Source organism: Thermus brockianus (assembly GCF_021462505.1).
In the GTDB taxonomy this organism is placed as follows: Bacteria; Deinococcota; Deinococci; order Deinococcales; family Thermaceae; genus Thermus; species Thermus hydrothermalis.
This window is the reverse complement of the sequence record NZ_JAKEDV010000001.1, coordinates 396584-418488: the sequence shown is the minus strand read 5'-3', so window position 1 is coordinate 418488 and position 21905 is coordinate 396584. Positions and strand designations below refer to the sequence as shown.

The window sequence follows — 21905 nt, the reverse complement described above, 5'->3', positions numbered from 1 at the left end:
CTGAGGTCGCTGGGGTAAGATCGTCTAGAGCTCATCCCTCAAGAATACCACCCTTTTACGACAGCCTCTTAGACCCAGTATAACCCTAGCCCACCCGGTAGAAGACCCCCTTGGCGAAGGCCACCCGCTTCCCCTCCAAAAGCACCTCCCCGGCGGCGTGGAGAAGGTGCCGGCCGGGGTGGATTACCCACCCCCGGGCGACGAGCACCCCTTCCCGCACGGGGCGGAGGTAGCTTACGGAAAGCTCCGCCGTGACCACCTTAACCCCCAGGCTTTCCACCGCCTGGCCTAGGGCGCTATCCAAAAGGGCGGCGAGGATGCCGCCGTGAACCAAGCCTTGGCCCTGCAAGAACTCTTCCCGCACCCGTAGGCGAAGCTCCGCCTCGCCCGCTTCCTTCCGCAGGACCTCCGCCTGGAAAAAGCGGGCAAAGGGGCTCAAGCGGGCCTCCGCCGCACCATGGTCACGAACTCGCCCTCCTGCACCACCTCGTTCCGCTGGTTGTAGACCCGCACCCGTTGCACCAGGATGCCCCGGTCGGGCTTGGAGGTTTCCCGCTTCTCCAGGATTTCGCTTTCCCCCCGCACCGTGTCCCCGATGAAGACGGGCTTCAGGAAGCGGTAGTTCCGGATCTCCAGCCAGGCGATGATGGTCCCCTCAAAGTGGCCCGCCCGCTGGCGAAGCCCCGTGAGCATGGAAAGCACCAGAAGCCCGTGGGCGATGCGCTGGCCAAAGGGGGTTTCCTTGGCGAACTCCGCGTCGGTGTGGATGGGATTATAGTCGCCGGAAACCCCGGCAAAGTTCACCACGTCCGCCTCCGTCACCGTGCGGGCTGGGGTGGAAAACCTTTGGCCGACCTCAAAGTCCTCAAAGTACATGGGCATCCTCCTCACCTCCTTTGCGCCAACGGGGCGTAAGCCCCGGGGCCCACGATGGAGCGGCCTCCGTCCACGTAAATCGCCTGGCCGGTAAGGTAGCTCGCCTCCTCGGAGAGGAGAAAGAGGGCTGCGCGGGCCACCTCCTCGGGATGGCCCGCCCGCCCAAGGGGAGTGGCCTCCACCTCCCTCCGCCAGGCCCACTCGGGAAGCCCCGCGGTCATCCGGGTGGCGATGAGCCCGGGGAGCAGGACGTTCACCCGGATCCCCTTCCGGGCAAGCTCCAAGGCCAAGGTGCGGGCAAGGCCCACCACGGCCATCTTGCTGGCAGCGTAGTGGGCAAGGCCCAAGGCACCCAAAGCGGCCACGGAGCTTGTGAGGACAAGGCTTCCCCCTTCCATGACCTCCCCTGCCTTCCGGGCTACCAGGAAGCTCCCCGTAAGGTTCACCCGGAGCACCCGCTCCCACTCCCCTAGGGGGAGCTTCCAGGAGAGGGCGCTATCGGCTATCCCCGCAAAGTGCGCCACCCCGTGGAGCACCCCAAATTCCTCCAAGGCCTCCCGGAAGGCCTCCTCCACGCCTTCCGGGGTACTCACGTCCGCCACCACGGCCACCGCCTCTGCTTCCAGGGGGGCCACGGCCTCTGCCAGGGCTCCCTCCTCCACGTCCACTGCCAGGAGCCTTGCTCCCTCCCGGGCAAATAGGTCAAGGGCCGCTCGACCGATGCCGTGGGCAGCTCCGGTCACGTGGATGGTCTTTCCTGAAAGCCTTCCCATCAGCGCAGGCTGGCGTAGACGGCGTTTCGGAAAAGCCCAGCGTAGTAGGTGCGGCCTCCGGGGTTTTGCATCATGAAAACGCCGATGAGGCGTTCCCTCGGGTCCACGAAGAAGTAGGTGCCGAAAAGCCCCGCCCAGAAGTAGTCCCCCTTGGAGCCGGGCAGGGGGCTTCCCCCGTCCTCGAGGCGCACCGCCACCCCAAGGCCGAAGCCGTACCCGAAGCCCGGAAGGTAAGGAGCCCCCCGCTCCAGGGAGCGGAGGTAGAGGGGACCCAGGTGGTCCTGGGTGAGGAGCTCCACCCCCTTGCGGGAGAGGATACGGCGCCCTTCCAGCTCCCCACCGTTTAGGAGAGCCTGCAGGAAGCGGTAGTAGTCCTGGGCGGTGGCCACCGCGCCTGCTCCTCCCGAGTAACGCCTGGGGGCGTCCCGCACGTTGAGGGGAGGCGGGGTGGGGGTTCTCGTGAAGGGATCCTCTCCAAAGGGTTCGGCGATCCGGCCCCACTTCTCCCGGGGCACCTGGAAGCCGGTATCCGCCATGCCCAAGGGCCGGAAGATGCGCTCCTCCATGAGCGCGCCGAGGCTTTGGCCCGTGACCCGCTCCAGGAGGTGGCCAAGGAGGTCCGTGGAGTTGCCGTACTCCCAAAGGGTGCCGGGCTGGACCTGGAGGGGGAGGCGGGACAGCTTGGCCAGAAACTCCTCCCGCGTCTGGTCTAGGGCATCCGCGTTCACCTTGCGGTACTCCTGCTTCACCAAGGAGTCAAAGAAGATGCCGTAGGTGATGCCCGAGGTATGGCGCAGGAGATCGTACAGGGTGATGGGCCTTTGGGCCGGCACGAGCTCCAGGACAGGCTTGCCATCCGGGCCCACCCGCTCCACCCCCACCCGCACCTCCCGGAACTCGGGGAGGTAAAGGGCGATGGGATCCGTAAGGAAAAGGCGCCCCTCCTCCACGAGCTGAAGGGCGAGGACCGAGGTCAGGGGCTTGGTCATGGAGTAGATGCGGAAGATGGCCTCCTTGGCCATGGGGGTCCGGGCCTTGGGGTCCAGGTAACCCACCGCTTCGTGGAAGACCACCTGGCCGTGGCGCGCCACCAGCACCACCGCGCCGGGAAGCCGACCCTGGGCCACCTCCGCCTCGAGGCGGGCCTTGAAGGCCTGGAGAACCCCGAGGTCCACCCCTTCCCGTACCTGGGCCAAGGCGAGGCCCAGGAGGGCTACGCTTAAGAAAACCAACCGCCACAGCCGCATACCGCTCACCCCCGCACATCAAAAGCCTTTATTCCCGTGAGGTGCGCCCCGATGATGAGCTTTTGCACCTCGCTCGTCCCCTCGTAAAGGGTCAGGATGCGGGCGTCCCGGTAGAGCCGCGCCACCTCGTACTCCTCAAAGAAGCCGTAGCCGCCGTGCACCTGGATGGCCCGGTAGGCCACCCGGTTGGCGGCCTCAGAGGCGTAGAGCTTGGCGAGGCTCGCCTCCAGGGTGTAGGGCTCCCCCTTGACTTTTTTCCAGGCCGCCTGGTAGGCGAGGAGCCTCGAGGCCTCCAGGTCCAGCTTCATCTCCGCCAGGTGCTCCTGGACCAGTTGGAAGCTGGCGATGGGCCGGCCGAACTGCCGCCTCTCCTTCACGTAGCTCAGGGAAAGCTCCAGCGCCCGCCGCATGAGCCCCACCGCCCCCGCCGCTAAGGAGATGCGGCCCGTGTCCAGGGTGGAAAGGGCTATCTTAAAGCCCTCGCCTTCCTGGCCCAAGATCCGCTCCTTGGGCACCCGGACCCCGTCCAGGAAGACCACCCCCGTGTCCGCCGCCCTAAGGCCGAGCTTTCCCTTAAGGGGGCTCGTGCGCACCCCGTCCTGCCGCTCCACCAGGAAGCAGGTGATGCCCTTCGCCCCCCTCTCGGGGTCCGTCTTGGCGAAGATGAGGAAGACCTCCGCCACGTTGCCGTGGGAGATGAAGGTCTTCTGGCCCTCCAAAACGTAGTGGTCGCCGTCCCGGTAGGCCCGGGTGCGGAGGCTTGCGGCGTCGGAGCCGGCCTCGGGCTCGGTGAGGCCAAAGGCCCCGAGGACCTCTCCCCGGGCGAGGAGGGGCACGTACCGCTCCTTTTGGTCCTTCGTCCCGTAGGTAAGGAGCGGGGTCAAGACCAGGCTTTGCTGCACGGAGAGGATGGAGCGCAAGGAGGCGTAGCCTCCCATCTCCTCCAAAAGGGCGAGGTAGGCGAAGAAGTCCAGCCCTGCCCCGCCCAGCTCCTCGGGGACGAAAACCCCCAGGAAGCCCAGCTCCCCCATGCGCCGCACCAGGGGCCAGGGGAAGGCCTCCTTCTCCTCGTACTCCTTCAACGCCGGGGCCGCCTCCTCCAGGAAGCGGCGGGCCAAGGCCCTAAGCTCCTTGTGCTCGGGTATCTCCATCCTTCAACCCCCTCAGGATCAGGTCGTGGTAGGCCTGGGCCACCTCCACCGCCCGCATGGGCCCTCCAGGGCGGAACCAGCGGATCATCCAGTTGAGGAGGGAAAGCACCGCCCGGCCCGCCAGGGCCACGTCCACCGGCCGGAAGACCCCCGCCGCTATCCCCCGCTGGAGGATGGCCCTGAGGTTCGCCTCGTGCCGGTCCCTAAGCCGGTTGGTGAGGGCCCGGTTTTCCGGGGAGAGGCTTTTTATGCCCTGGAGCATGGTGACGAAGAAGGGGTAGTTCTCCTCAAAGAAGCGGGCGTGGGCCTCCATAAAGCGGAGGAGGGCCTCTTCCGGGTCCGGGTGGGCCGAGGCCTCCTCCCCCGCCCGCACCAGGCCCTCGAGGGCCTGGAGGCTTATCGCCAAGAGGATCTCCTCCTTGCTCCGGAAGTGGTGGTAGAGGGCCGCCTTGGAAAGCCCTAGGGCTTGGGCCACGTCCTGGACGCTCGTGGCCTCGTAGCCCTTCTCCGTGAAGAGCTTGGCGGCCTCCTGGAGGATGCGGTCTTTCGTGGTGGTTACCATGGCTCACCGACCGGTCGGTAAGTTCCACGATAGTCCCCTCCCCACGCTCCTGTCAAGCCCCGGCCTTGACAAGGGCCAGGCTAAGCCATTAACATGGTAACCAACCGGTCGGTAAATACGGGCGCGTCTTGGTTTTAGGGTATGGGCGCGCTCCACCGGTAGGAGGGAGGACGCTGATGCGGCGTACCTGGGCCAAAGCAAGCCTACTGGCGCTTCTTGCCTTGGGAGGGTCCGCCTTTGCTCAGGTTATTCGCGTGGGCGTGGTGGGACCCATGGCCTTCGTCCAGGGAGAGCACACGTGGTATGGAGCTACCCTGGCGGCGGAGGAGATCAACCGGGAGGGCGGAGTGGTGGTGGGCGGCCGGCCGTTCCGAATTGAGCTCGTTCGCGTGGACACCAACGAGATCACGAGCGTGACGGACGCCGCCACCGCTGTGGAGCGGGCCATCACGGCCCAAAGGGTGGATTTCCTCATCGGGGGCTTCCGCAGCGAGGCCGTCCTGGCCATGAGCGAGGTGGCGGCAGATTACAAGAAGCCCTTTATCATCACGGGTGCTGCCCTGGACGGCATTCTTGCTGGCCGGGTGGACCGCAACTACGAACGATTCAAGTACCTCTTCCGCGTGAGCCCGAACAAGTCCAGCGACCTGGCGCGCACTTCCCTGCTCCTCCTGGGGGAGGTGGTGCAGGCGGTGCGCCAGCAGCTCAACCTGTCCAGGCCCAAGGTGGCCATCCTAGCCGAGCGGGCCGCATGGGCCGATCCCTTGGTAGAAACGGCAAGCCGCCTCATCGCCGCGCCGCCGCCCCAAGGGTATGGGGCCGAGGTGGTGGGGGTCTGGCGGCCCTCGGCCACGGCCACGGACGTGACCCCTGAGCTCACCGCGATCCAACGGGCCCAGGCCCAGGTGATCTACACCGTCCTCTCCGGACCCGTAGGAGTGCCCTTCGGCCGGGACTGGGGCCGGCTCAAGATTCCCGCTGCGCCCGTAGGGATCAACGTGGAGGCTCAGCAGGAAACCTGGCTCCAGGCCACGGACGGGCTTGGGGTCTATGTGGCCACCCTTAACACCTTGGCCCCGGGCGTGGCCATCACGCCCAAGACCCTACCCTTTATCAGCAATTTCCAGAGCCGATTCAAGCGTTTCCCCATCTACACGGCTAGCGGGGCCTACGTGGCCCTCCACATCTTGAAGGAGGCCATTCTCCGGGCAGGGAGCCTGGAGGCCGATGCGGTGGTGAAGGCCCTCGAGGCCACGGACTACGTGGGTCCTTCGGGCAGGATCGTCTTTGACAAGGTCCACGACGTCACGTGGGGCCCTGGGTACACCACGGGCCTTGGAGTCCAGTGGGTGGGCAGCCGGATGCAGGCCTTCTGGCCCCGGGCTTGGCGCGTGGGGGACCGGGTGGTGGGGTATGCGGGCGTGCGGCCCTACCAACTTCCCCCCTGGGTGGTGGAGGCCTGGAGGCGGTAGATGCTCGCCGCCATCCTGGTGAATGGCCTGGTCCTAAGCGGAATCTACGGCATGCTGGCCTTGGGGTTCGCCCTCACCTATGGGGTGGCCCGCATCCTCAACCTGGCCCATACGGCCTTCTACATGGCCGCCTCCTACTTCCTCTTCTTCCTCCTAGGCTATACAGGCTTCCTCCCCGCCGCCCTCCTCGCCGCCCTTTTGGTCCTGGGCCTTGCCCTGCTCGCCTACAGGTTTCTCCTTGAACCGCTGCGGGAGCACGAGGCCACAGTCCTCATCGTCACCATCGCCATAGCCCTCCTCTTCCAAGAAGTCCTCCTCCTCCTCTTCGGGGGGCACTTCCGCTCGGTGCCGGCCCTTCTTCCGGGCTTTGTGGAGCTCCTGGGGGTCCGGGTGGCGCAACAGGCCCTCCTCGCCCTGGCGTTTGCCGCCCTGGTCCTCCTCTTGGCCTGGGCCTTCCTTAAAGGAAGCCGCATCGGGCTTGCCATTCGGGCTGCCGCCCAGGACATGGAGGCGGCGGAACTGGTGGGGGTGAGCCTTTCTCGGGCCGGGTACTGGGCCGTGGGCCTGGGTGCCCTCTTGGCCGCCCTGGCAGGCCTCGCCGTGGCTCCCATGGCCACCCTAGAGCCCCACATGTGGACGGCCCCCCTCCTGGTGGTCCTGGCGGCGGTGGTCCTGGGGGGGTTGGGAAGCCTTCCGGGAGCCCTTCTAGGCGCTGTGATCCTGGCCTTTGCCGAGGTGGTGGTGGTGAACCTGGTACCCGGGGGCGCTTTCCTGCGCACCGCCGTGGCCCTTTCGGTGCTGGTCCTGGTCCTGGTGCTCAAGCCGGAGGGCCTCTTCGGCACATCCTTCGCGGAGGAGCGATGACCGGCCCCTTGCGCGTCTGGTCCATTCCGTGGCTGCTGCTTTTCCTTAGGCACGAGGTCCTCGCCTTGCCCAGCCGGGTTATCGCCCTGCTCTTCGTCCTCTTCCTCCTCTTCTTTCCCCTCTTCTCGCAGGACCCCTATCTCCTGCGGGTCCTTACCCTCTCCGCTCTCTTCGCCCTTTATGCGGCGAGCTGGGACCTTCTCTCGGGCTACACCGGCCAGGTGAGCCTCGGCCACGCCTTCTTCTTCGGCATCTCGGGGTATGCCTCCGCCCTGCTGGGCCGGGAGCTCGGCCTGGCCCCTTGGGCCACCATTCCCCTGGGGGCGGCCTTGGCCACCCTGGCGGGCCTCCTCGTGGGTCTGCCCTCCCTCCGGGTGAAGGGCCCCTACCTCTCCTTGGTGACCCTGGCCTTTCCCATCCTGGCCCTGGGAATTATCTTCCTCTTCCCCAACTTCACGGGGGGAGAGCTGGGGCTTTCGGGACTTCCCCGCCTGGGCCAAAACCGGCTGGAGGAATACTACCTGGTCACCCTCACCATGCTCGTTTCCGTCTATATCCTCTGGAGGATTGCCAACTCCAGACTGGGCCTCATCTTCCACGCCCTCAGGGAGGACGAGGCTGCGGTGCGCATGGTGGGTGTGAACACCGTGGCCTACAAGCTCCTGGCTTTTGCCGTAAGCGCCTTTTTTGCGGGGCTAGCGGGAGGGCTCTATGCCCACTACCTGCGGGTGGCGGGCCCGGACAGCCTCTCCCTTTTCACCTCCATCCAGCCCGTGATCTGGACGGTCTTTGGCGGCATCGCCACCATCTATGGCCCCGTGGCGGGCGCCTTCCTCCTCGTGCCCCTTTTGGAGCTGTTGCGGGTGGCCGAGGAGTGGCGCATGGTGGGGTTTGCCATCCTCATCCTCCTCGTCATGCGCTTCCTGCCTCAAGGGGTAGTGCGGGGGGTGCTGGACCGCCTCGAGGAGGAGTGCCCCCGCTGCAAGGTCCGCAACCCCTTCACCCGGAGGCGGTGCCGCGTTTGCGGCGTGGAAATGCGCTTGGAGGTGCGGGCATGACGCAGGCCTATTGGGAGCGTCCTTGGCTAAGCTTCTACCCCCCCACAGCGCCCAAGGAAATTCCCCTCCCCATGGGGAGTGTCAGCCAACACGTGGAGGAGGCCTTCCAACGCTTCGGCAGGAAGACCGCTTTGGTCTACTACGGGCGCACCTACCGCTATGCCGATCTCCACGAGGCCATACGCCGCTTTGCCGGGGGGCTTAGGAGTTTAGGCCTTAAGCCGGGAGACAGGGTAGGGCTATACCTCGCCAACAGCCCCCAGTTCGCCATAGCCTACCTGGGCATTCTTTGGGCAGGGGGCGTGGTGGTGCCGGTGAGCCCCCTTTACACCTCCCATGAGCTCCGGCACCAGCTTTCGGACTCGGGGGCCCGCTTCCTCGTGGTCCAAGACGCTCTGCTGGAAAACGCCGAGCGGGCAGGGGTGGGGCTGGAGGCAAAGGTGGTGGTCTCCCTTAGGGAAGCCTTGCCCTCTTGGCAGCGGCTCCTGGTGCGCCGGCTTCCCGCACCCCGGGGCCCTGGGGTCTACCCCTTCCCCGACCTCCTCCGGGCAGACCCCCTCCCCGCCCCGGAGCCCCGGGGGAGCGAGGACCTCGCCGCCCTCCCCTACACCGGGGGTACCACGGGCCTGCCCAAAGGGGTGCGGATCACCCACCAAAACCTCCTCGCCGCCCACCGGATGATCCAGAGCTTCAACCCCTTCGGGCCGGCCAACACCCTCTTGGCCTTCCTGCCCTTCTACCACATCTACGGCCAGGTGGTCCTTCTACTTGGGGGGCTCCTTGCTGGGGCGCGGCTTCTGGTCTTCTCCACGCCCGATCCCGACTGGATCCTAGAGGCTATGGTGCGCTACCGAGCCACCCACTTCTTCGGCGTCCCCTCCCTGTACGAGCTTCTCCGGGACCACCCCAGGACCCACTGGGTGGACTGGCGGCGCCTCGAGGTGGTCTTAAGTGGGGCCGATACGCTGCACGAGGCCACAGCGGATGCCTTTTTCCGGCGCACTGGCCGGGAAATCGCCGAGGGCTACGGGATGACGGAAACCTCCGCCGCAAGCCACGTCAACCCCAGGGAGCGGGTCAAGCGGGGGTCTTTCGGCATCCCCTTGCCCAGCATCCAGGCCTTGGTGGTGGACCCCGAGACCCTGGAGCCCGTGCCCGTGGGGGAGGTGGGGGAGCTCGCCCTTGCGGGGCCCAACATCACCCAGGGCTACTGGCAACGGGAAGAGGAGAACGCCAAAAGCTTCTTCATGGAGCAGGGGCTTCGTTTCTTCCGCACGGGAGACCTGGTGCGCATGGACGAGGAGGGGTATTTCCACTTCTACGACCGGGCCAAGGACATGATCAAGTACAAGGGCCGGCCCGTTTTCCCGCGGGAGATTGAGGAGGCTTTGCGGGCCCACCCCCTGGTGAAGGCGGCGGGGGTGATCGGGGTGCCGGACCCCAAGGTGGGGGCCTATCCCAAGGCCTACGTGGTCCTGGAGCCCGAAGCCCGGGGCAAGGTGACGGAGGAAGAGCTCCTTGCCTTCCTGAGGGACCGCCTAGCCCCCTACAAGCTCCCCCGGGAGATAGAGTTCCGTGGAGAGCTTCCCAAGACCGACGTGGGCAAGGTTTCCCGCCGGGAACTTAGGGAGGAGGTGGAGGGTGGAGCTCTTGGAGGCTAGGGGGATCACCAAGCGGTTCGGGGGGCTCCTGGCCCTGAACGGCGTGGACCTCAGGGTGGGCGAGCGGGAAATCGTAGGGCTCATCGGCCCTAACGGGGCCGGCAAGACCACCCTCCTCCGGGTTCTCCTCGGCATCCACCGGCCCGACGGGGGGCGGGTCTTCTTTAAAGGCAGGGATATCTCTTCCCTGCCCACGTGGGAGCGGGTGCGCTTGGGGCTCGCCGCCACCTTCCAGAACCCCAGGCCTTTGCGGCGGCTACCGGTCTTGGCCAACGTGCTGGTGGCGGCCTACGGGCCCCGGGGGGGGCGCAAGGGGGACTGGGTGAAGCGGGCGGAGGCCCGCGCCCTGGACGCCTTGGAGTTTGTGGGCATAGCTGACAAGGCAAAGGAGCCCGCCTCCGTCCTCTCCCAAGGGGAGCTCAAACGCCTGGAAATCGCCCGGGCCTTAGCCACGGAGCCCGAACTCCTCATCCTGGACGAGCCCTTTGCCGGCCTTACCCCGGTGGAAACGGAGCTTTTGGCCAAGTCCTTGGCCCGCCTGCGCAAGGGGGGGCGGTTTGGCAGGCTCCATAGCGAGGGGTGCGCCATGGTCATCATTGAGCACAAGCTCTCCGAGCTCTTCAAAATCGCGGACCGAGTGGTGGTCCTAAACTTCGGCGAGGTCCTGGCCGAGGGCACCCCAAGCCAGGTGGTCCAGGACCCCAGGGTCATTGAGGCCTACCTGGGGGAGGTGCCCCATGCTTGAGGTGCGGGGGCTTTCCTTGCTCTACGGAAAGGCCCAGATCCTCTTCGGGGTGGATCTGGAGGTTCGGCAAGGGGAGCTGGTCTGCCTGGTGGGGCCCAACGGCGCAGGAAAGACCAGCCTGCTCCGGGCCATCTCCGGGCTTGTGCGCCTCGAGGCCTGGCTCCACCGGGGCACCCGGGCCGGGGAGATCAAGCTCCAAGGCGAGGTCCGCTTCCAGGGGCGGCGCATTGACGGCCTTTTCCCCCACGAGATTGCCCGGCTCGGCCTGGTCCTCTGCCCTGAGCGGCGGCGGCCTTTCCGAGAATTATCCGTGGAGGAGAACCTCCTCGCGGGGGGGCTCCTCCTGCCCAAGGCGGAGGTGAGGGCGCGCCTGGAATACGTGTATACCCTTTTCCCCAGGCTTGCGGAGCGGAGGCGGCAACGGGCGGGCGACCTTTCCGGTGGGGAACAGCAGATGCTCGCCCTGGGCCGGGCGCTCATGGGCAAGCCCAAACTGCTGGCCATTGACGAGCCTTCCACCGGGCTTGCCCCCAAGGTGCGGGCCCTGGTCCTGGAGCAGGTGGCCCGGGTGCGCCAAGAGGGCGTCACGGTGCTCCTGGTGGAGCAGGAAGCGGCCCAAGCCCTCGCCTTAGCGGATCGGGCTTACGTGCTTTCCAACGGCCGCTTGGTCCGCCAGGGCGAGGCCAAGGCGTTATTGGAAGACCCTTCGTTCCAGAGGGCGTATCTGGGTCTTTGACCCTTTAGAAGGCGGGGTGGGGTGTGGGGTCCACCACCACCTCCAGGAGGAACGGCCCGGCGGGAAGCGTCGCCAGGGTCGCTTCTAGACTTTCTGGGTCCTCCACCCTGGCTGCGGGAACGCCGAAGGCTTGGGCCAGCTGGCAAAAATCCACTCCCGAAAGGGCAAGGCCCGGGACCCGCTCTGCCTGGCCGGAGTAGAGGCTTTGGGCGAAGCCCTTGAGAATACCGTATCCCCCGTTGTTGAGGACCACAAATAGCACGTCCGCCTTAAACTCCCTAGCTGTGTAAAGCACCTGGGGTGTGAAGAGGAAGCTTCCCTCCCCCACCACCGCCGCGGCCCTTTGTCCAGCCAAGGCGGCCCCTACGGCGGCGGCCGCGGCAAAACCCAATCCCCCGCTCGCCCCATGGAGGTAGCCTCCCCCTTCCTGGCGCAGGTGGCGCCGGAAAGCCCCGCTTAGGGAGATGGCCTCGTCCACGACGAACCGCAAGGACAGGGCTTGGGCGAGGCGGGCCGCCGCGTAAGGGGGGTTCAGGCGGCCCGAAGGGCTATAGGGGGCGGGCAAAGGGGTGGGGGTACCCTGGGGTACCGCCCTTGCCTGGGGCAGGACCAGCCGGGAGAGGCGCTCTAACCCCAAGGCCACATCGCCCAAGTAGACCTCCTGGGCTTCCGCCCGGGCCGCCTCCTCGGGGTCATCGGTAAGGAGGAAAAGCTGGGTGCCTGCGGGCACCGCGGGGCCTGGGGAGTAAGGGTAAAGGAGGAAGCAGGGCGCGCCAGCTACCAGGACCGCATCAAAGGCCTCGAGGACCTCCCGGATCCGTTGGGCCACAGGAGGTAGCACCCCACGGTAGAGGGGGTGCTGCGTGGGAAAGGGGTGGCGCGGGCTTATGGGGTCCGAGAAAACAGGGGCGCCCAAGGCCTCGGCGAGGCGGAGGGCCGCCTGGCGAGCCAAAGGCGTGTCTGTCCCACCCCCCAGGACCAGGGCAGGGTGGGTGGCCTGGGCCAGGGCCTCGGCCAAAGCCTCTAGGCCCTGGGCCGGGCCAGGGGCAAGGAGGACCTTAAGCCTAGGGGGTGGGGCCTCCTCCTCCCAGAGATCCATGGGGATGGCCACCACCACGGGCCCTCGAGGAGGAGTCATGGCCAGGTGGTAGGCCCGCTCCAGGGCCTCCGGAAGATCAGCTCCCCGCTCCACGGAAAAGGCAGCCTTGGTCACGGGGCGCGCCATCTCCACCAGGGGTCCGGAAAGGAGGGGATCGCGAAAGAGGTGCCGGCGATCTTGCTGGCCCACGGTGACAAGGAGCGGTGAGCGGTTCTTCCGAGCGGTGTAGAGCGCCCCTATGGCGTTCCCCAGGCCCGGCGCCGCGTGGAGGTTTACCAAGGCCACCCGACCGCTGGCCTGGGCGTACCCATCGGCCATGGCCACCGCCACGCCCTCGTGCAGGCCGAGGACGTAACGGGCTACCTCCTCTAGGCCCAGGAGGAAAGGGATCTCGGTGGAACCCGGATTGCCGAAGGCCCAGGAGATACCCCGCTCCCGAAGCCACCGGTGGGCGCTTTCCCGTGCGGTCATCCTTCCACGCTCCCTTTCCGCCCCACCCGCCGGCGCAGGCCTAGGGCCACGAGCAAAAGCCCCGGAAGGGCGAGGAAACTGGTTAGGCTTTCCGGGATGGCACAAAGGACGCCACCAACCCCGAAGACGACCCTCGCCCAAAGGGGAAGAGGGCCTAAGCCCCAGAAATACCCTTCCAAAGCCCCCACCAAAAAGAGAAGCCCTAGCGCGGCCAAGGCCAGATGGTAGGCCACGGAGAGAGGGCTTCCCTGGAGGATTAAAGCAGGCTCAAAGAGGAAGAAGAAGGGGAGAAAGTAAATGGCAAGCCCCAGCTTGGCTGCGGTGAAGCTCGCCCCCATGGGCGAGGCCCCCGCTATGCGGGCGGCCAAAAAGGCGGCCACGGCCACAGGGGGGGTGATGGCGGAGAGCATGGACCAGTAGGCGATGAAGAGGTGAACCGCTAGGGGGGAAAACTCCCCAACGCCCACAAGGGCGGGTGCCAGGGTTACGGCGAGGAGGATATAGGCGGCCACCATCACCCCTGCCATCCCCAAAACGAAGGCGATGGCCACCCCTACCAAGAGGACTATGTAGAGGTTTTCCGCGCCCATCCGCACCAAGGCCCCCGTGAGGGCCGGGGCCACCCCCGTTCCCACAAGCCCGGCAAGGATAAGCCCTACAGGGAGGATGAGGGCCAGGGTCTGGCCGATGAGGGAAGCGGCGCCCACCAGGGCACGGTCCAAGGCTTCCCATCGCAATCCCCTTCCCGAGGCGAGGAGCAGAAAGCCCAGGGCATATAGGGGAGCGAGGCGCTCCAGGCGAAGGTACAGGAGGGCGAAGACCAGAAAACCTAAGGCTAGCAGGAAAGGAAGCCCCCGGCGTAGGCTCGGTCCCAAGGAAGGAAGTTCGGCGCGGGGCAAGCCCCGAAACCCGTGGTGGGCGGCGTAGAGGTCCACGTGGGCGAAGAGGGACAGGTAGTAAAGCAGGGAGGGCAGGAGGGCTGCAGCCACCACCTGGCCGTACGGCACACCTAGGAGGTTGGCCATGACAAACGCCACGGCCCCCATCACCGGGGGCATGAGCACGCCCCCCGTGGAGGCACACGCCTCCACCGCCGCCGCGTAGGTCCGGGGAAACCCAGAGCGGATCATGGCGGGAATGGTGAGGCTTCCCGTACTGGCCACGTTGGAGAGGATGCTCCCGCTCAGGCTGCCGAAAAAGGCGCTCGCCACCACGCTCATCTTGGCGGCCCCTCCTCGGGTCCAGCCGAAAAGGGCTGCAGCCACCTCCAAAAAGACCTGCCCGGCCCCCAGGGCCACCAGAAAGGCGGCAAGGAGGAGGAAACCCACCAAGAGCTCGCCCACAGTGCGCATGGGTAGGCCTAAAAGCCCCTGGGTGGAGTAAACGGCGTAGCCCAGGACCTCCTGCCACGGAAGGGAAGGCCCCCAGAGAAGGCCTGGCAAGTAAGGGGCCAACAAGGGGTAGGCCGCCAGGACCAGGGTCACCAAGGCGAAGCCCATCCCGCCTACCCGCCTGGCCCCCTCCAGCACCACCCCCAAGAGGAAGAGGGCCAAGGCCACCTGCCAAAGGGCTTCCGGGTTGGTCCAGGGCCGAAGGACCATGCTGGGACCATGCCAGGCGAGGAGAAGCCCCGTGGCCGAAACGCCCAAGGCGAGGGCATAATCGTACCACCGGGGCCGGGCGTCCTGGGGACGGGCGGGAAAGAGGAGAAAGACCACAGGCAAGTAGAGGGCCAAAAGCAACCAGTAATAGCTGAAGTCCAAGATGGCGAACCCAACGAAGGGGCTACCCAAGAGGTAGTACAGGATTAAGGCTACACCCAAGAAGGAGGTGCTCCGTATCCAAACCCGAACCCACGCGGGGAGCTTGTCCCAGCGCCCCTCCATCTTAGGGCCTCCACACTTCGGAGAAGCGGGGCACGCGGTTTTGCGTCAGGAACTCCCGCCAGAACCGCTGCCAGGCCTCGCTTGCGGGATCGGTGCTGATCCGGCGGGAGCGGGCGAGGGCCAGGGCCCTTTCGTAGAGGGTGGTGTACTGGTCCGCTAGGCGGACGGAGGCTTGCTGCCTTGCCTCCAACTCCTGGTTCCACAGGCCCTTTTCCCTCAGGTACCGCACGGTTCCGGGATGGAGGGGCACGGACAGGTTCTCCACCAGGAAGCGCAGGCTTTCCAGGGTTTGGTAACGGGCCATGGCGTGCTTGTCCTTATAAAGGGCGTGGTTCTCGTCCCACCACTTCACCAGCTGATAGGCCAAGGCTTCGTCCACATCGGCCCGGGTGTAGTAGACGCTTGGGATGACGAACATCCGCACCCCTCGAGCCGAGGTAACCCCTATGTCCGCAGGCCGGGTGAGTTTGAGAAGGGGGTATGCCCACTGCCACCGGAGAAGGCAGGTACGGTCTTCCTGCGCGGTGGGCACGGGAAGCCAGCGTATCCCCCTGGGGTTGCCCTCCACCTCCACGTTGACATCGGAAACAGGCGAGGTGAAGGCTATGTCCGCCCCACCCCCCTCGGCAATCACCCGCGAGTTGGCGCTGTAGTTGGCAACCGGCACCAAGCGCACCTGTTCCCGGCTAATCCCCCGGCAAGCGAAGAGCCCATCCAAAATGCGGTGGAAGTAAGAGAAGGGGGGCCAAGCCACCCGCACCCCGGGTCCTATGTCCTGCACCCGTCGGTAAGGGGTATCCCCGCGGGTCATGAGGCCCCAGGGGGTCAGGATGGCGGGATAGACCACCCGCAGGGGCCCGGGACGGTAGCCTGCCTCCCCGTCTAAAGACTCCACCAACACCGTCAGTGGGGCGGAAATGAAGTCCACCCGGCGCTCCAACAGCCACCCCGTTATGGTGGGCGTGGCGCCGGGGGCAACCCGCACCTGGACCCCTGTGGCACTGGCAAACTCCCCCGACCAGGCCACCAGCAGGGAATAGCCCGCCGTGCCCACCTCCGTGGAGCCGAAGAGGAGCTGCCTCGGCCAGGAGGCGGTTCCCTGGGCCAAGCCCACCAGGGACGAGTAGAGGAAAACCCATACGCAGACCTTTTTCCACCCCATCCTGCCCTCCTTACCGACCATTCGGTTGGAATCCATGCTACCCCACTTATCCCCAGCGGTCAAGCGGAGGAAGAAAGGTGAGCCAGGACACTTGTCCCTTCGCCCCGGGTATGCGAAACTAACAAACGACCGTTAGCCATGGAGCGCCGGGACGAGATCCTCCACGTGGCAGGCACCCTCTTCAGCCAGAGGGGCTACCACGCCACCAGCATGCGGGAGCTCGCCCGCCACCTGAACCTGCAGGGGGGAAGCCTCTACGCCCACATCCAGTCCAAGGAAGAGATCCTCCTGGAGGTGGTGCGGCAGGCGGCGGAGCGCTTCCTTGCCGTCTTGCAAAGCCTTCCGGAAGGCAACCCCGTGGAGCGGATGCGGGCCTTGGTGAAGGGGCACCTTAGGGTCATCGCCGAGGAGCTTCCCCGGGCCACGGTCTTCTTCCACGAGTGGAAGCACCTCTCCCCGCCCCTCCTCGAGGAGGCCAAGGCCCTGAGGCGCCGCTACGAGGAGGGGGTGCAGGGGGTGGTCCAGGAAGGGGTGGAAAAGGGGGTCTTCCGGGTGGGAAATGTCCGCCTCGCCACCCTCTTCGTCCTCTCCGCCCTCAACTGGACCTACCAGTGGTACCGGCCCAATGGCCCCCTTTCCCTAGACGAGCTTTCGGAAGCCTACGCCAGGCTCGTGCTCCGGGCCCTAGGCGTGGAGGAAGGAGGCGAGGATGGTCAAGCTTAGGATCGGCTACCCCGAAGACCCGGACTATCCGGAGAGGCTTGCGGAGTTTGAGGCCAGGATCGCCCGGGGAGAGAAGATTGAACCGGGAGACTGGATGCCAGCGGAGTACCGCCGTCAACTCGTCCGCATGATCTCCCAGCACGCCCATAGCGAGTGGGTGGGCATGCTCCCCGAAGGGGCCTGGATTACCCGGGCTCCCTCCCTAAGGCGCAAGCTCATCCTCCTGGCCAAGGTGCAGGACGAGGCGGGGCACGGCCAGTACCTCTACCACGCCGCCGAAACCCTGGGGGTGACGCGGGAGGAGATGGTGGAGGCGTTGCTCTCGGGCCGAGCCAAGTACTCCAACATCTTCAACTACCCCACCCTCACCTGGGCGGACGTGGGCATCATCGGCTGGCTGGTGGACGGCATGGCCATCAAGAACCAGACCATGCTGGCCCAGTGCTCCTACGGGCCCTACTCCCGGGCCATGGTGCGCATCTGCGCCGAGGAAACCTTCCACCACAAGCAGGGGAAGGAGGCGGTCCTCCTCTACGCCAAGGGGTCTAGAAAGCAGCGGCAGATGGTCCAGGACGCCCTGAACCGCTGGTGGTGGCCCACCCTCATGATGGCGGGGCCCCACGACACGGACTCCCCCCACACCCCCCTCCTCCTCCGCTGGGGCATCAAGACCAAGACCAACGACCAGATCCGCCAGGAGTTCCTGAACGAGCACGTGCCCGAGCTTTTGGAGGCGGGGCTTGTGCCCCCTGACCCCGACCTCCGCTACGACGAGAAGACGGGGAACTGGGTCCACGGGCCCATCCCCTGGGATGAGTTCTGGAAGGTCATCAACGGGGAAGGCCCCATGAACCGGCACCGCCTCCTGGCGAGGCGAAGGGCCCACGAGGAGGGGCGCTGGGTGCGGGAGGCCATGGAGGCCCACGCCAAAAGGCGGCTGGCCCAGGCGGCGGACTAGGGGGAAGCCATGTGGGGAACGGAGTGGTCCCGGTACGAGGTGATCAAGCAGGACACGCCCAAAAGCCCCCCCCAGATGGTGGGCTCGGTGCACGCCACGGACCCCGAGCACGCCCTGCTCCTCGCCCGGCACGTCTTCGTGCGCCGCCCCTCCGCCTACGCCCTCTTCGTGGCCCCGGCGGAGGCCTTCTTCCACGTGACCCAGGAAGGGCTAAAGGGGCCTTGGGCGGAAGGGACGGAGGAGGGCCCGGAGGAGGCCTACTGGGTCTTCGCCAAGCGGAGCCACCGCCGGAGCATGGTCTACGGGGACCTGGTGGGCCGCTTCCTCGCCCGGGGGCCCGCCTCCGCCATAAGGGAAGCCCTCCTCCACGCCCAGGGGGTGGCCTTCTGGGCGGTGCCGGAGGGGCTGGTGGTGGGCACGGAGCCCAAGGAGGAGGTCATAGAGAGCTGGTTCGCCCCCGCCAAGGAGAAGACCTACCGCCTGCAGAGCTACTACGGCCTCATCACCGCTCGGGAGGTGGAGGATGCCCCTTGACCCCTACCTCAAGGAAGCCCTCGTGGCCAAGCTCACCGCCTTGGCCGACGACGAGGTGGTCTTAGCCCAGCGCCTTTCCGAGTGGGTGGCCCATGCGCCCATCCTCGAGGAGGACATCGCCATCGCCAACCTGGCCCAGGACGAGCTGGGCCACGCCAAGCTGTACCTAGAACTCCGCCAGGAGCTGGACGGCTCCGACCCCGACCACCTGGTCTTCTTCCGCGACCCCCTGGCGTACCAGAACGCCATCCTGGTGGAGCTCCCCAAGGGGGACTGGGCCTTCACCATGGTGCGGCAGTACCTCTTTGACGCCTACGAGAACCTTTGGCTCAAGGAGGCGGAGAAAAGCGCCTACGAGCCCCTAAGGGAGGTGGCGGGCCGTATCCGGAAGGAGGAGCGCTTCCACCTAAAGCACAGCGCCCTCTGGGTGGAGCGCCTAGGCCAGGGCACCGAGGAAAGCCACCGCCGCGCCCAGGAGGCCCTTGAGCTCCTCTTCCCCTACGCCAAGCAGCTCTTCGTCCCCCTCCCCGAGGAGGAGGCCCTGGTGGAGGCGGGGGTGGTGCCGGACCTGAAGGCCCTCGAGGCCCCCTACCTGGAGGAGGTGACCCGGCACCTGGAGCGCTCGGGACTCAAGCCCCCCCAGGGGGGCTACGTCCCCAAAAGCCGCAAGGAGCACACGGAGTACCTATGGTCCCTGCTCGCCGAGATGCAGTCCGTGGCCCGCTGGGATCCGGAGGCCAAGGCGTGGTAGACCGCTACTGGGAGGCCCTAAAGGGCGTCAAGGACCCGGAGATCCCTGTCCTGAACATTGTGGAGATGGGGATGGTCCTGGGGATTGAGGCGGAGGGGGGCCGGGTCAAGGTACGCTTCCGCCCCACCTTCTCGGGCTGCCCCGCCCTGAGGCTCATCCGCGAGGAGATCGTAAAGGCCCTGAAGGCGGCGGGGGCGGAGGCGGTGGAGGTGGAGGAGGCCCGCACCCCTTGGTCCACGGAGGCCATGACCGAGGAGGCCAAGGGGAAGCTTTCCGCCTACGGCATCGCCCCGCCCCTGCCCCTGCCCCTGGCCCACCAGGACCCCCCCTGCCCCCGGTGCGGCGGCCGGGAGGTGGTCCTCAAAAACGCCTTCGGGGCCACCCTCTGCAAGATGCTCTACCAGTGCGCCTCCTGCGGTGAGGTCTTTGAGGCGTTTAAGGCGGTGTAAGCATGAAGCTAAAAAGCTACCTTCTAGGCCAATGGCGGGAAGGGGAGGGGGAAGGCGTCCCCATCCGGGACGCCACCACCCATGCGGAGCTCGCCCGGGCCACGGCGGAGGGCCTTCCCCTCAAGGAGGCCATCGCCTACGGGCGGGAGGTGGGAGGGAAGGCCCTTCTCGCCTTGGGCTTCCAGGAGCGGGGAAGGCGGCTTAGGGCCCTCGCCCAGTACCTCTCGGAGCGGAAGGAGGCGCTTTACCGCCTCTACGCCACCACGGGGGGCACAAGGCGGGACGCCTGGTACGACGTGGACGGGGGGATTGGGGTCCTCTACGCCTACGCAAGCCTCGCCCGCACTCTCCCCGAGGGGAACCTCCTCCCGGAGGAGGACTACCTCCCCCTTTCCAAGGACCTCTCCTTCCAGGGGCGGCACGTCCTCGGGCCCAAGGGAGGGATTACCCTCCAGGTGAACGCCTTCAACTTCCCCGTCTGGGGCCTTTTGGAGAAGTTCGCCCCCGCCTTCCTCGCCGGGGTGCCCACCCTGGCCAAGCCCGCCACCCCCACGGCCCACGTGGCCGAGGCCCTGGCCCGGATGATGCTGGAATCGGGCCTCCTCCCCGAGGGGAGCTTCCAGTTCGTGGCCGGGGGCCTTGGGGATGCCCTGGACGCCTTGGACTACCGGGATAGCCTCTACTTCACGGGCTCCAAGGCCACGGCGGACCGCCTGAGGCGCCACCCCGCCTTCCTGGAACGGGGAGCCCACTTCAACGCCGAAACGGACTCCCTAAACGCCGCCATCCTGGGGGAGGAGGCCGGGGAAGAGGAGCTTCTCCGCCTCGCCGAGGAGATCGCCCGGGAGCTCGCCATCAAAAGCGGGCAGCGGTGCACCGCCATCCGCCGGGTCCTGGTGCCGGAGGAAAGGCTTCCGGCCCTCCTCGAGGCCACCCGGGCCCGCCTCGCTCCCTTGCGCCTGGGCGACCCCCGGGAAGAAGGGGTGGACCTAGGCCCCCTCGCCTCCCTGGCCCAGAAGGAGGAGGTGGAAGGGGCGGTGGCGGCCCTCCTAGAAGCGGGCGCCCAGGTCTACTGGCAGCACGAGGGCCGGAAGGACGGAGCCTTCTTCCCCCCCACCCTCCTCCTCGCCCAAGACCCCTGGCGGGAGGCCCTCCACCGGGTAGAACCCTTCGGCCCCGTGGCCACCTTCTTCCCCTACCGCACCCGGGAGGAGGCCCTGCGCCTCGCCCGCATGGGCGGCGGAATGCTCGTGGCCACCCTGGCCACCCCCGACCCCGAGGAGGCCCGCTTCTACCTTCTGGGGCTTTCGGGAGAGGTGGGCAGGCTCCACCTCCTAAACCGCCGGGACGCCCAGGCCTCCACGGGCCACGGCTCCCCCCTCCCCCGCCTCCTCCACGGCGGTCCGGGCCGGGCGGGGGGTGGGGAGGAGCTTGGGGGGCTCCTCTCCGTGAAGCGGCACCTGGCCCGCCTGGCCCTCCAAGGGGACCCCCAAAGCCTCCAAGCCCTCCTCGCGGAGTACGCCAAGGGGGCGGAAACCGAGGCCCAGGTCCACCCCTTCCGCAAGGCCTACGAGGAGCTCGTGGTGGGGGAAACCCTCACCACCCACCGCCGCACGGTAACCGAGGCGGACATCGCCCTCTTCGCCCACCTCTCCTGGGACCACTTCTACGCCCACACGGACGAGCTTGCGGCCCAAAAGAGCCTCTTCGGCAAACGGGTGGCCCACGGGTACTTCGTCCTGGCCGCCGCCGCCGGGCTTTTCGTGGACCCGGCCCCGGGGCCGGTCCTCGCCAACTACGGCCTGGAAGGCCTCCGCTTCACCGAGCCCGTGGGGATCGGGGACACCCTCCAGGCCCGCCTCACGGTGAAGGCCAAGCGCCCCCGGGACGAGAGGACCGGGGTGGTGGAGTGGGCGGTAGAGGTGGTGAACCAGGAGGGCAAGACCGTGGCCACTTACACCCTCCTCACCCTGGTGGCGCGGAAGCCTCAATAAGCGAGGAAGCCCCCGTCCACCACCACCGCCTGGCCCGTGAGGTACTCCGCCTCCTCCCCGCAGAGAACCGCGGCCACCTGGGCGATCTCCTCGGGCTTGGCCCAGCGGCCCAGGGGGATGCGGGCGGTGATGGGGCCATAGAGCTCAGGGTTTTGCCGTACGGGAAGGGTGAACTCCGTCTCCACGTACCCCGGGCAAAGGAGGTTGACCCGGATCCCCAAGGGGGCCCATTCCTTAGCCAGGGCGCGGGTGAGGCCCAAGAGGGCCGTCTTGGCCGTGGTGTAGGCGGGAATGGGCACCGGGCCGCCTCCCGTGAAGGTGGTCACGGAGCCGAGGAAGAGGATCCGGCCCCAGCCGGCCTCCGCCATGCGGGGCGCCGCCGCCTTGGCGAGGAGAAAGGCCACATCCAGATGGAGGTAAAGAACGCGCCGCCACTCCTCGTAGGCAAGCTCCAGGGCCGGCTTCCGCACGTTCACCGCCGCAGCGTGCACCAGCACGTGGAGCCCCCCTAGGGCCCGATGGGCGTCCTCCACAAGCCTTGCCGGATCCTCCGTTTCCAGGTCGCTTTTCAGGGCCAAAGCGGGCCACCCCTCCTTCTGTAAGGCGGCCACCGCCTCCTCCGGATTCCGGCTGGCAATAGCCACGCGAAAGCCCTTCCGCAAAAGGGCCTCGGCGATGGCCCGCCCAATGCCGCGGCTCCCTCCGGTCACCAGCGCCGTTCTCATGGTTGTCC

General features: G+C 67.0%; 22 protein-coding genes. 12 read left to right on the top strand and 10 right to left on the bottom strand.

The genetic code is table 11. The features are described from left to right. Positions 1-85: 85 nt before the first annotated feature. Genes LXN00_RS02200 through LXN00_RS02175 form a run of 6 tightly spaced genes read right to left on the bottom strand, consistent with a single transcriptional unit; the run spans position 86 to position 4609 of the window. Positions 86-439: a PaaI family thioesterase gene (locus LXN00_RS02200; protein WP_234504100.1), complete on the bottom strand. Its 354-nt coding sequence runs from the start codon at positions 437-439 to the stop codon at positions 86-88. Further along, entirely contained in the window at positions 436-882 is a 447-nt protein-coding gene (locus LXN00_RS02195; protein ID WP_234504097.1) for a MaoC/PaaZ C-terminal domain-containing protein, read from the bottom strand. The genes LXN00_RS02200 and LXN00_RS02195 overlap by 4 nt, the downstream gene beginning before the upstream one ends. Before the next feature lie 5 nt (positions 883-887). Continuing rightward, the gene (locus tag LXN00_RS02190) at positions 888-1649 is read right to left on the bottom strand and encodes an SDR family NAD(P)-dependent oxidoreductase (RefSeq protein WP_234504095.1); all 762 of its coding nucleotides are present in this window, start codon (positions 1647-1649) and stop codon (positions 888-890) included. After that, the gene (locus LXN00_RS02185) at positions 1649-2896 is read right to left on the bottom strand and encodes a serine hydrolase domain-containing protein (protein WP_234504084.1); all 1248 of its coding nucleotides are present in this window, start codon (positions 2894-2896) and stop codon (positions 1649-1651) included. Before LXN00_RS02185 ends, LXN00_RS02190 begins: the two co-directional genes overlap by 1 nt. A 5-nt stretch (positions 2897-2901) precedes the next feature. Then, positions 2902-4047 (bottom strand): acyl-CoA dehydrogenase family protein, encoded by a 1146-nt coding sequence (locus LXN00_RS02180; RefSeq protein ID WP_234504081.1) that lies wholly within the window; start codon positions 4045-4047, stop codon positions 2902-2904. After that, positions 4019-4609 (bottom strand): TetR/AcrR family transcriptional regulator, encoded by a 591-nt coding sequence (locus LXN00_RS02175; protein WP_234504078.1) that lies wholly within the window; start codon positions 4607-4609, stop codon positions 4019-4021. The genes LXN00_RS02180 and LXN00_RS02175 overlap by 29 nt, the downstream gene beginning before the upstream one ends. Positions 4610-4785: 176 nt before the next feature. On the opposite strand from LXN00_RS02175, the gene LXN00_RS02170 reads away from it, so the two are divergent. The 6 genes from LXN00_RS02170 to LXN00_RS02145 are packed head-to-tail and all read left to right on the top strand — an operon-like array spanning position 4786 to position 11145. Further along, a complete protein-coding gene (locus LXN00_RS02170; protein WP_234504076.1) occupies positions 4786-6081 on the top strand; it encodes an ABC transporter substrate-binding protein in 1296 nt (431 codons plus the stop codon). Continuing rightward, positions 6082-6945: a branched-chain amino acid ABC transporter permease gene (locus LXN00_RS02165; protein ID WP_234504066.1), complete on the top strand. Its 864-nt coding sequence runs from the start codon at positions 6082-6084 to the stop codon at positions 6943-6945. Next, complete coding sequence (locus tag LXN00_RS02160) at positions 6942-8003, top strand: branched-chain amino acid ABC transporter permease (protein ID WP_234504063.1); 1062 nt, start codon at positions 6942-6944, stop codon at positions 8001-8003. Before LXN00_RS02165 ends, LXN00_RS02160 begins: the two co-directional genes overlap by 4 nt. Continuing rightward, on the top strand, positions 8000-9664 hold the full coding sequence (locus LXN00_RS02155) for an AMP-binding protein (RefSeq protein WP_234504058.1): 1665 nt from the start codon (positions 8000-8002) through the stop codon (positions 9662-9664). Before LXN00_RS02160 ends, LXN00_RS02155 begins: the two co-directional genes overlap by 4 nt. Beyond that, the gene (locus LXN00_RS02150; protein WP_234504056.1) at positions 9645-10409 is read left to right on the top strand and encodes an ABC transporter ATP-binding protein; all 765 of its coding nucleotides are present in this window, start codon (positions 9645-9647) and stop codon (positions 10407-10409) included. The genes LXN00_RS02155 and LXN00_RS02150 overlap by 20 nt, the downstream gene beginning before the upstream one ends. Continuing rightward, positions 10402-11145, top strand: a complete 744-nt coding sequence (locus LXN00_RS02145; RefSeq protein ID WP_234504054.1) for an ABC transporter ATP-binding protein — start codon at positions 10402-10404, stop codon at positions 11143-11145. Before LXN00_RS02150 ends, LXN00_RS02145 begins: the two co-directional genes overlap by 8 nt. A 4-nt stretch (positions 11146-11149) precedes the next feature. Here LXN00_RS02145 and LXN00_RS02140 read toward each other — a convergent pair whose 3' ends face one another. The 3 genes from LXN00_RS02140 to LXN00_RS02130 are packed head-to-tail and all read right to left on the bottom strand — an operon-like array spanning position 11150 to position 15763. Next, positions 11150-12715 (bottom strand): thiamine pyrophosphate-binding protein, encoded by a 1566-nt coding sequence (locus tag LXN00_RS02140; RefSeq protein WP_234504052.1) that lies wholly within the window; start codon positions 12713-12715, stop codon positions 11150-11152. Next, positions 12712-14601 carry a TRAP transporter permease gene (locus LXN00_RS02135; protein ID WP_234504049.1) on the bottom strand — a complete coding sequence of 630 codons (1890 nt, stop codon included), beginning with the start codon at positions 14599-14601 and terminating at the stop codon, positions 12712-12714. Before LXN00_RS02135 ends, LXN00_RS02140 begins: the two co-directional genes overlap by 4 nt. A 1-nt stretch (position 14602) precedes the next feature. Beyond that, entirely contained in the window at positions 14603-15763 is a 1161-nt protein-coding gene (locus LXN00_RS02130; RefSeq protein ID WP_234504047.1) for a TAXI family TRAP transporter solute-binding subunit, read from the bottom strand. A gap of 138 nt (positions 15764-15901) precedes the next feature. Between LXN00_RS02130 and LXN00_RS02125 the strand changes: the two genes are divergently transcribed. The 6 genes from LXN00_RS02125 to paaZ are packed head-to-tail and all read left to right on the top strand — an operon-like array spanning position 15902 to position 21172. Further along, complete coding sequence (locus LXN00_RS02125; RefSeq protein ID WP_234504045.1) at positions 15902-16486, top strand: TetR/AcrR family transcriptional regulator; 585 nt, start codon at positions 15902-15904, stop codon at positions 16484-16486. After that, entirely contained in the window at positions 16473-17444 is a 972-nt protein-coding gene (paaA, locus tag LXN00_RS02120; protein ID WP_234504043.1) for a 1,2-phenylacetyl-CoA epoxidase subunit PaaA, read from the top strand. The genes LXN00_RS02125 and paaA overlap by 14 nt, the downstream gene beginning before the upstream one ends. A gap of 9 nt (positions 17445-17453) precedes the next feature. Continuing rightward, positions 17454-17978, top strand: coding sequence for a phenylacetic acid degradation protein (locus LXN00_RS02115; RefSeq protein WP_234504041.1), 525 nt, complete (start codon positions 17454-17456; stop codon positions 17976-17978). Further along, positions 17968-18729, top strand: a complete 762-nt coding sequence (gene paaC / locus LXN00_RS02110; protein ID WP_234504039.1) for a 1,2-phenylacetyl-CoA epoxidase subunit PaaC — start codon at positions 17968-17970, stop codon at positions 18727-18729. Before LXN00_RS02115 ends, paaC begins: the two co-directional genes overlap by 11 nt. Next, on the top strand, positions 18723-19178 hold the full coding sequence (paaD, locus tag LXN00_RS02105) for a 1,2-phenylacetyl-CoA epoxidase subunit PaaD (RefSeq protein ID WP_234504037.1): 456 nt from the start codon (positions 18723-18725) through the stop codon (positions 19176-19178). The genes paaC and paaD overlap by 7 nt, the downstream gene beginning before the upstream one ends. Positions 19179-19180: 2 nt before the next feature. Then, positions 19181-21172 (top strand): phenylacetic acid degradation bifunctional protein PaaZ, encoded by a 1992-nt coding sequence (paaZ, locus tag LXN00_RS02100; RefSeq protein ID WP_234504033.1) that lies wholly within the window; start codon positions 19181-19183, stop codon positions 21170-21172. Here the strand turns inward: paaZ and LXN00_RS02095 are convergent. Continuing rightward, complete coding sequence (locus LXN00_RS02095; protein WP_234504030.1) at positions 21166-21897, bottom strand: SDR family NAD(P)-dependent oxidoreductase; 732 nt, start codon at positions 21895-21897, stop codon at positions 21166-21168. The genes paaZ and LXN00_RS02095 overlap by 7 nt on opposite strands. Positions 21898-21905: the final 8 nt, after the last annotated feature.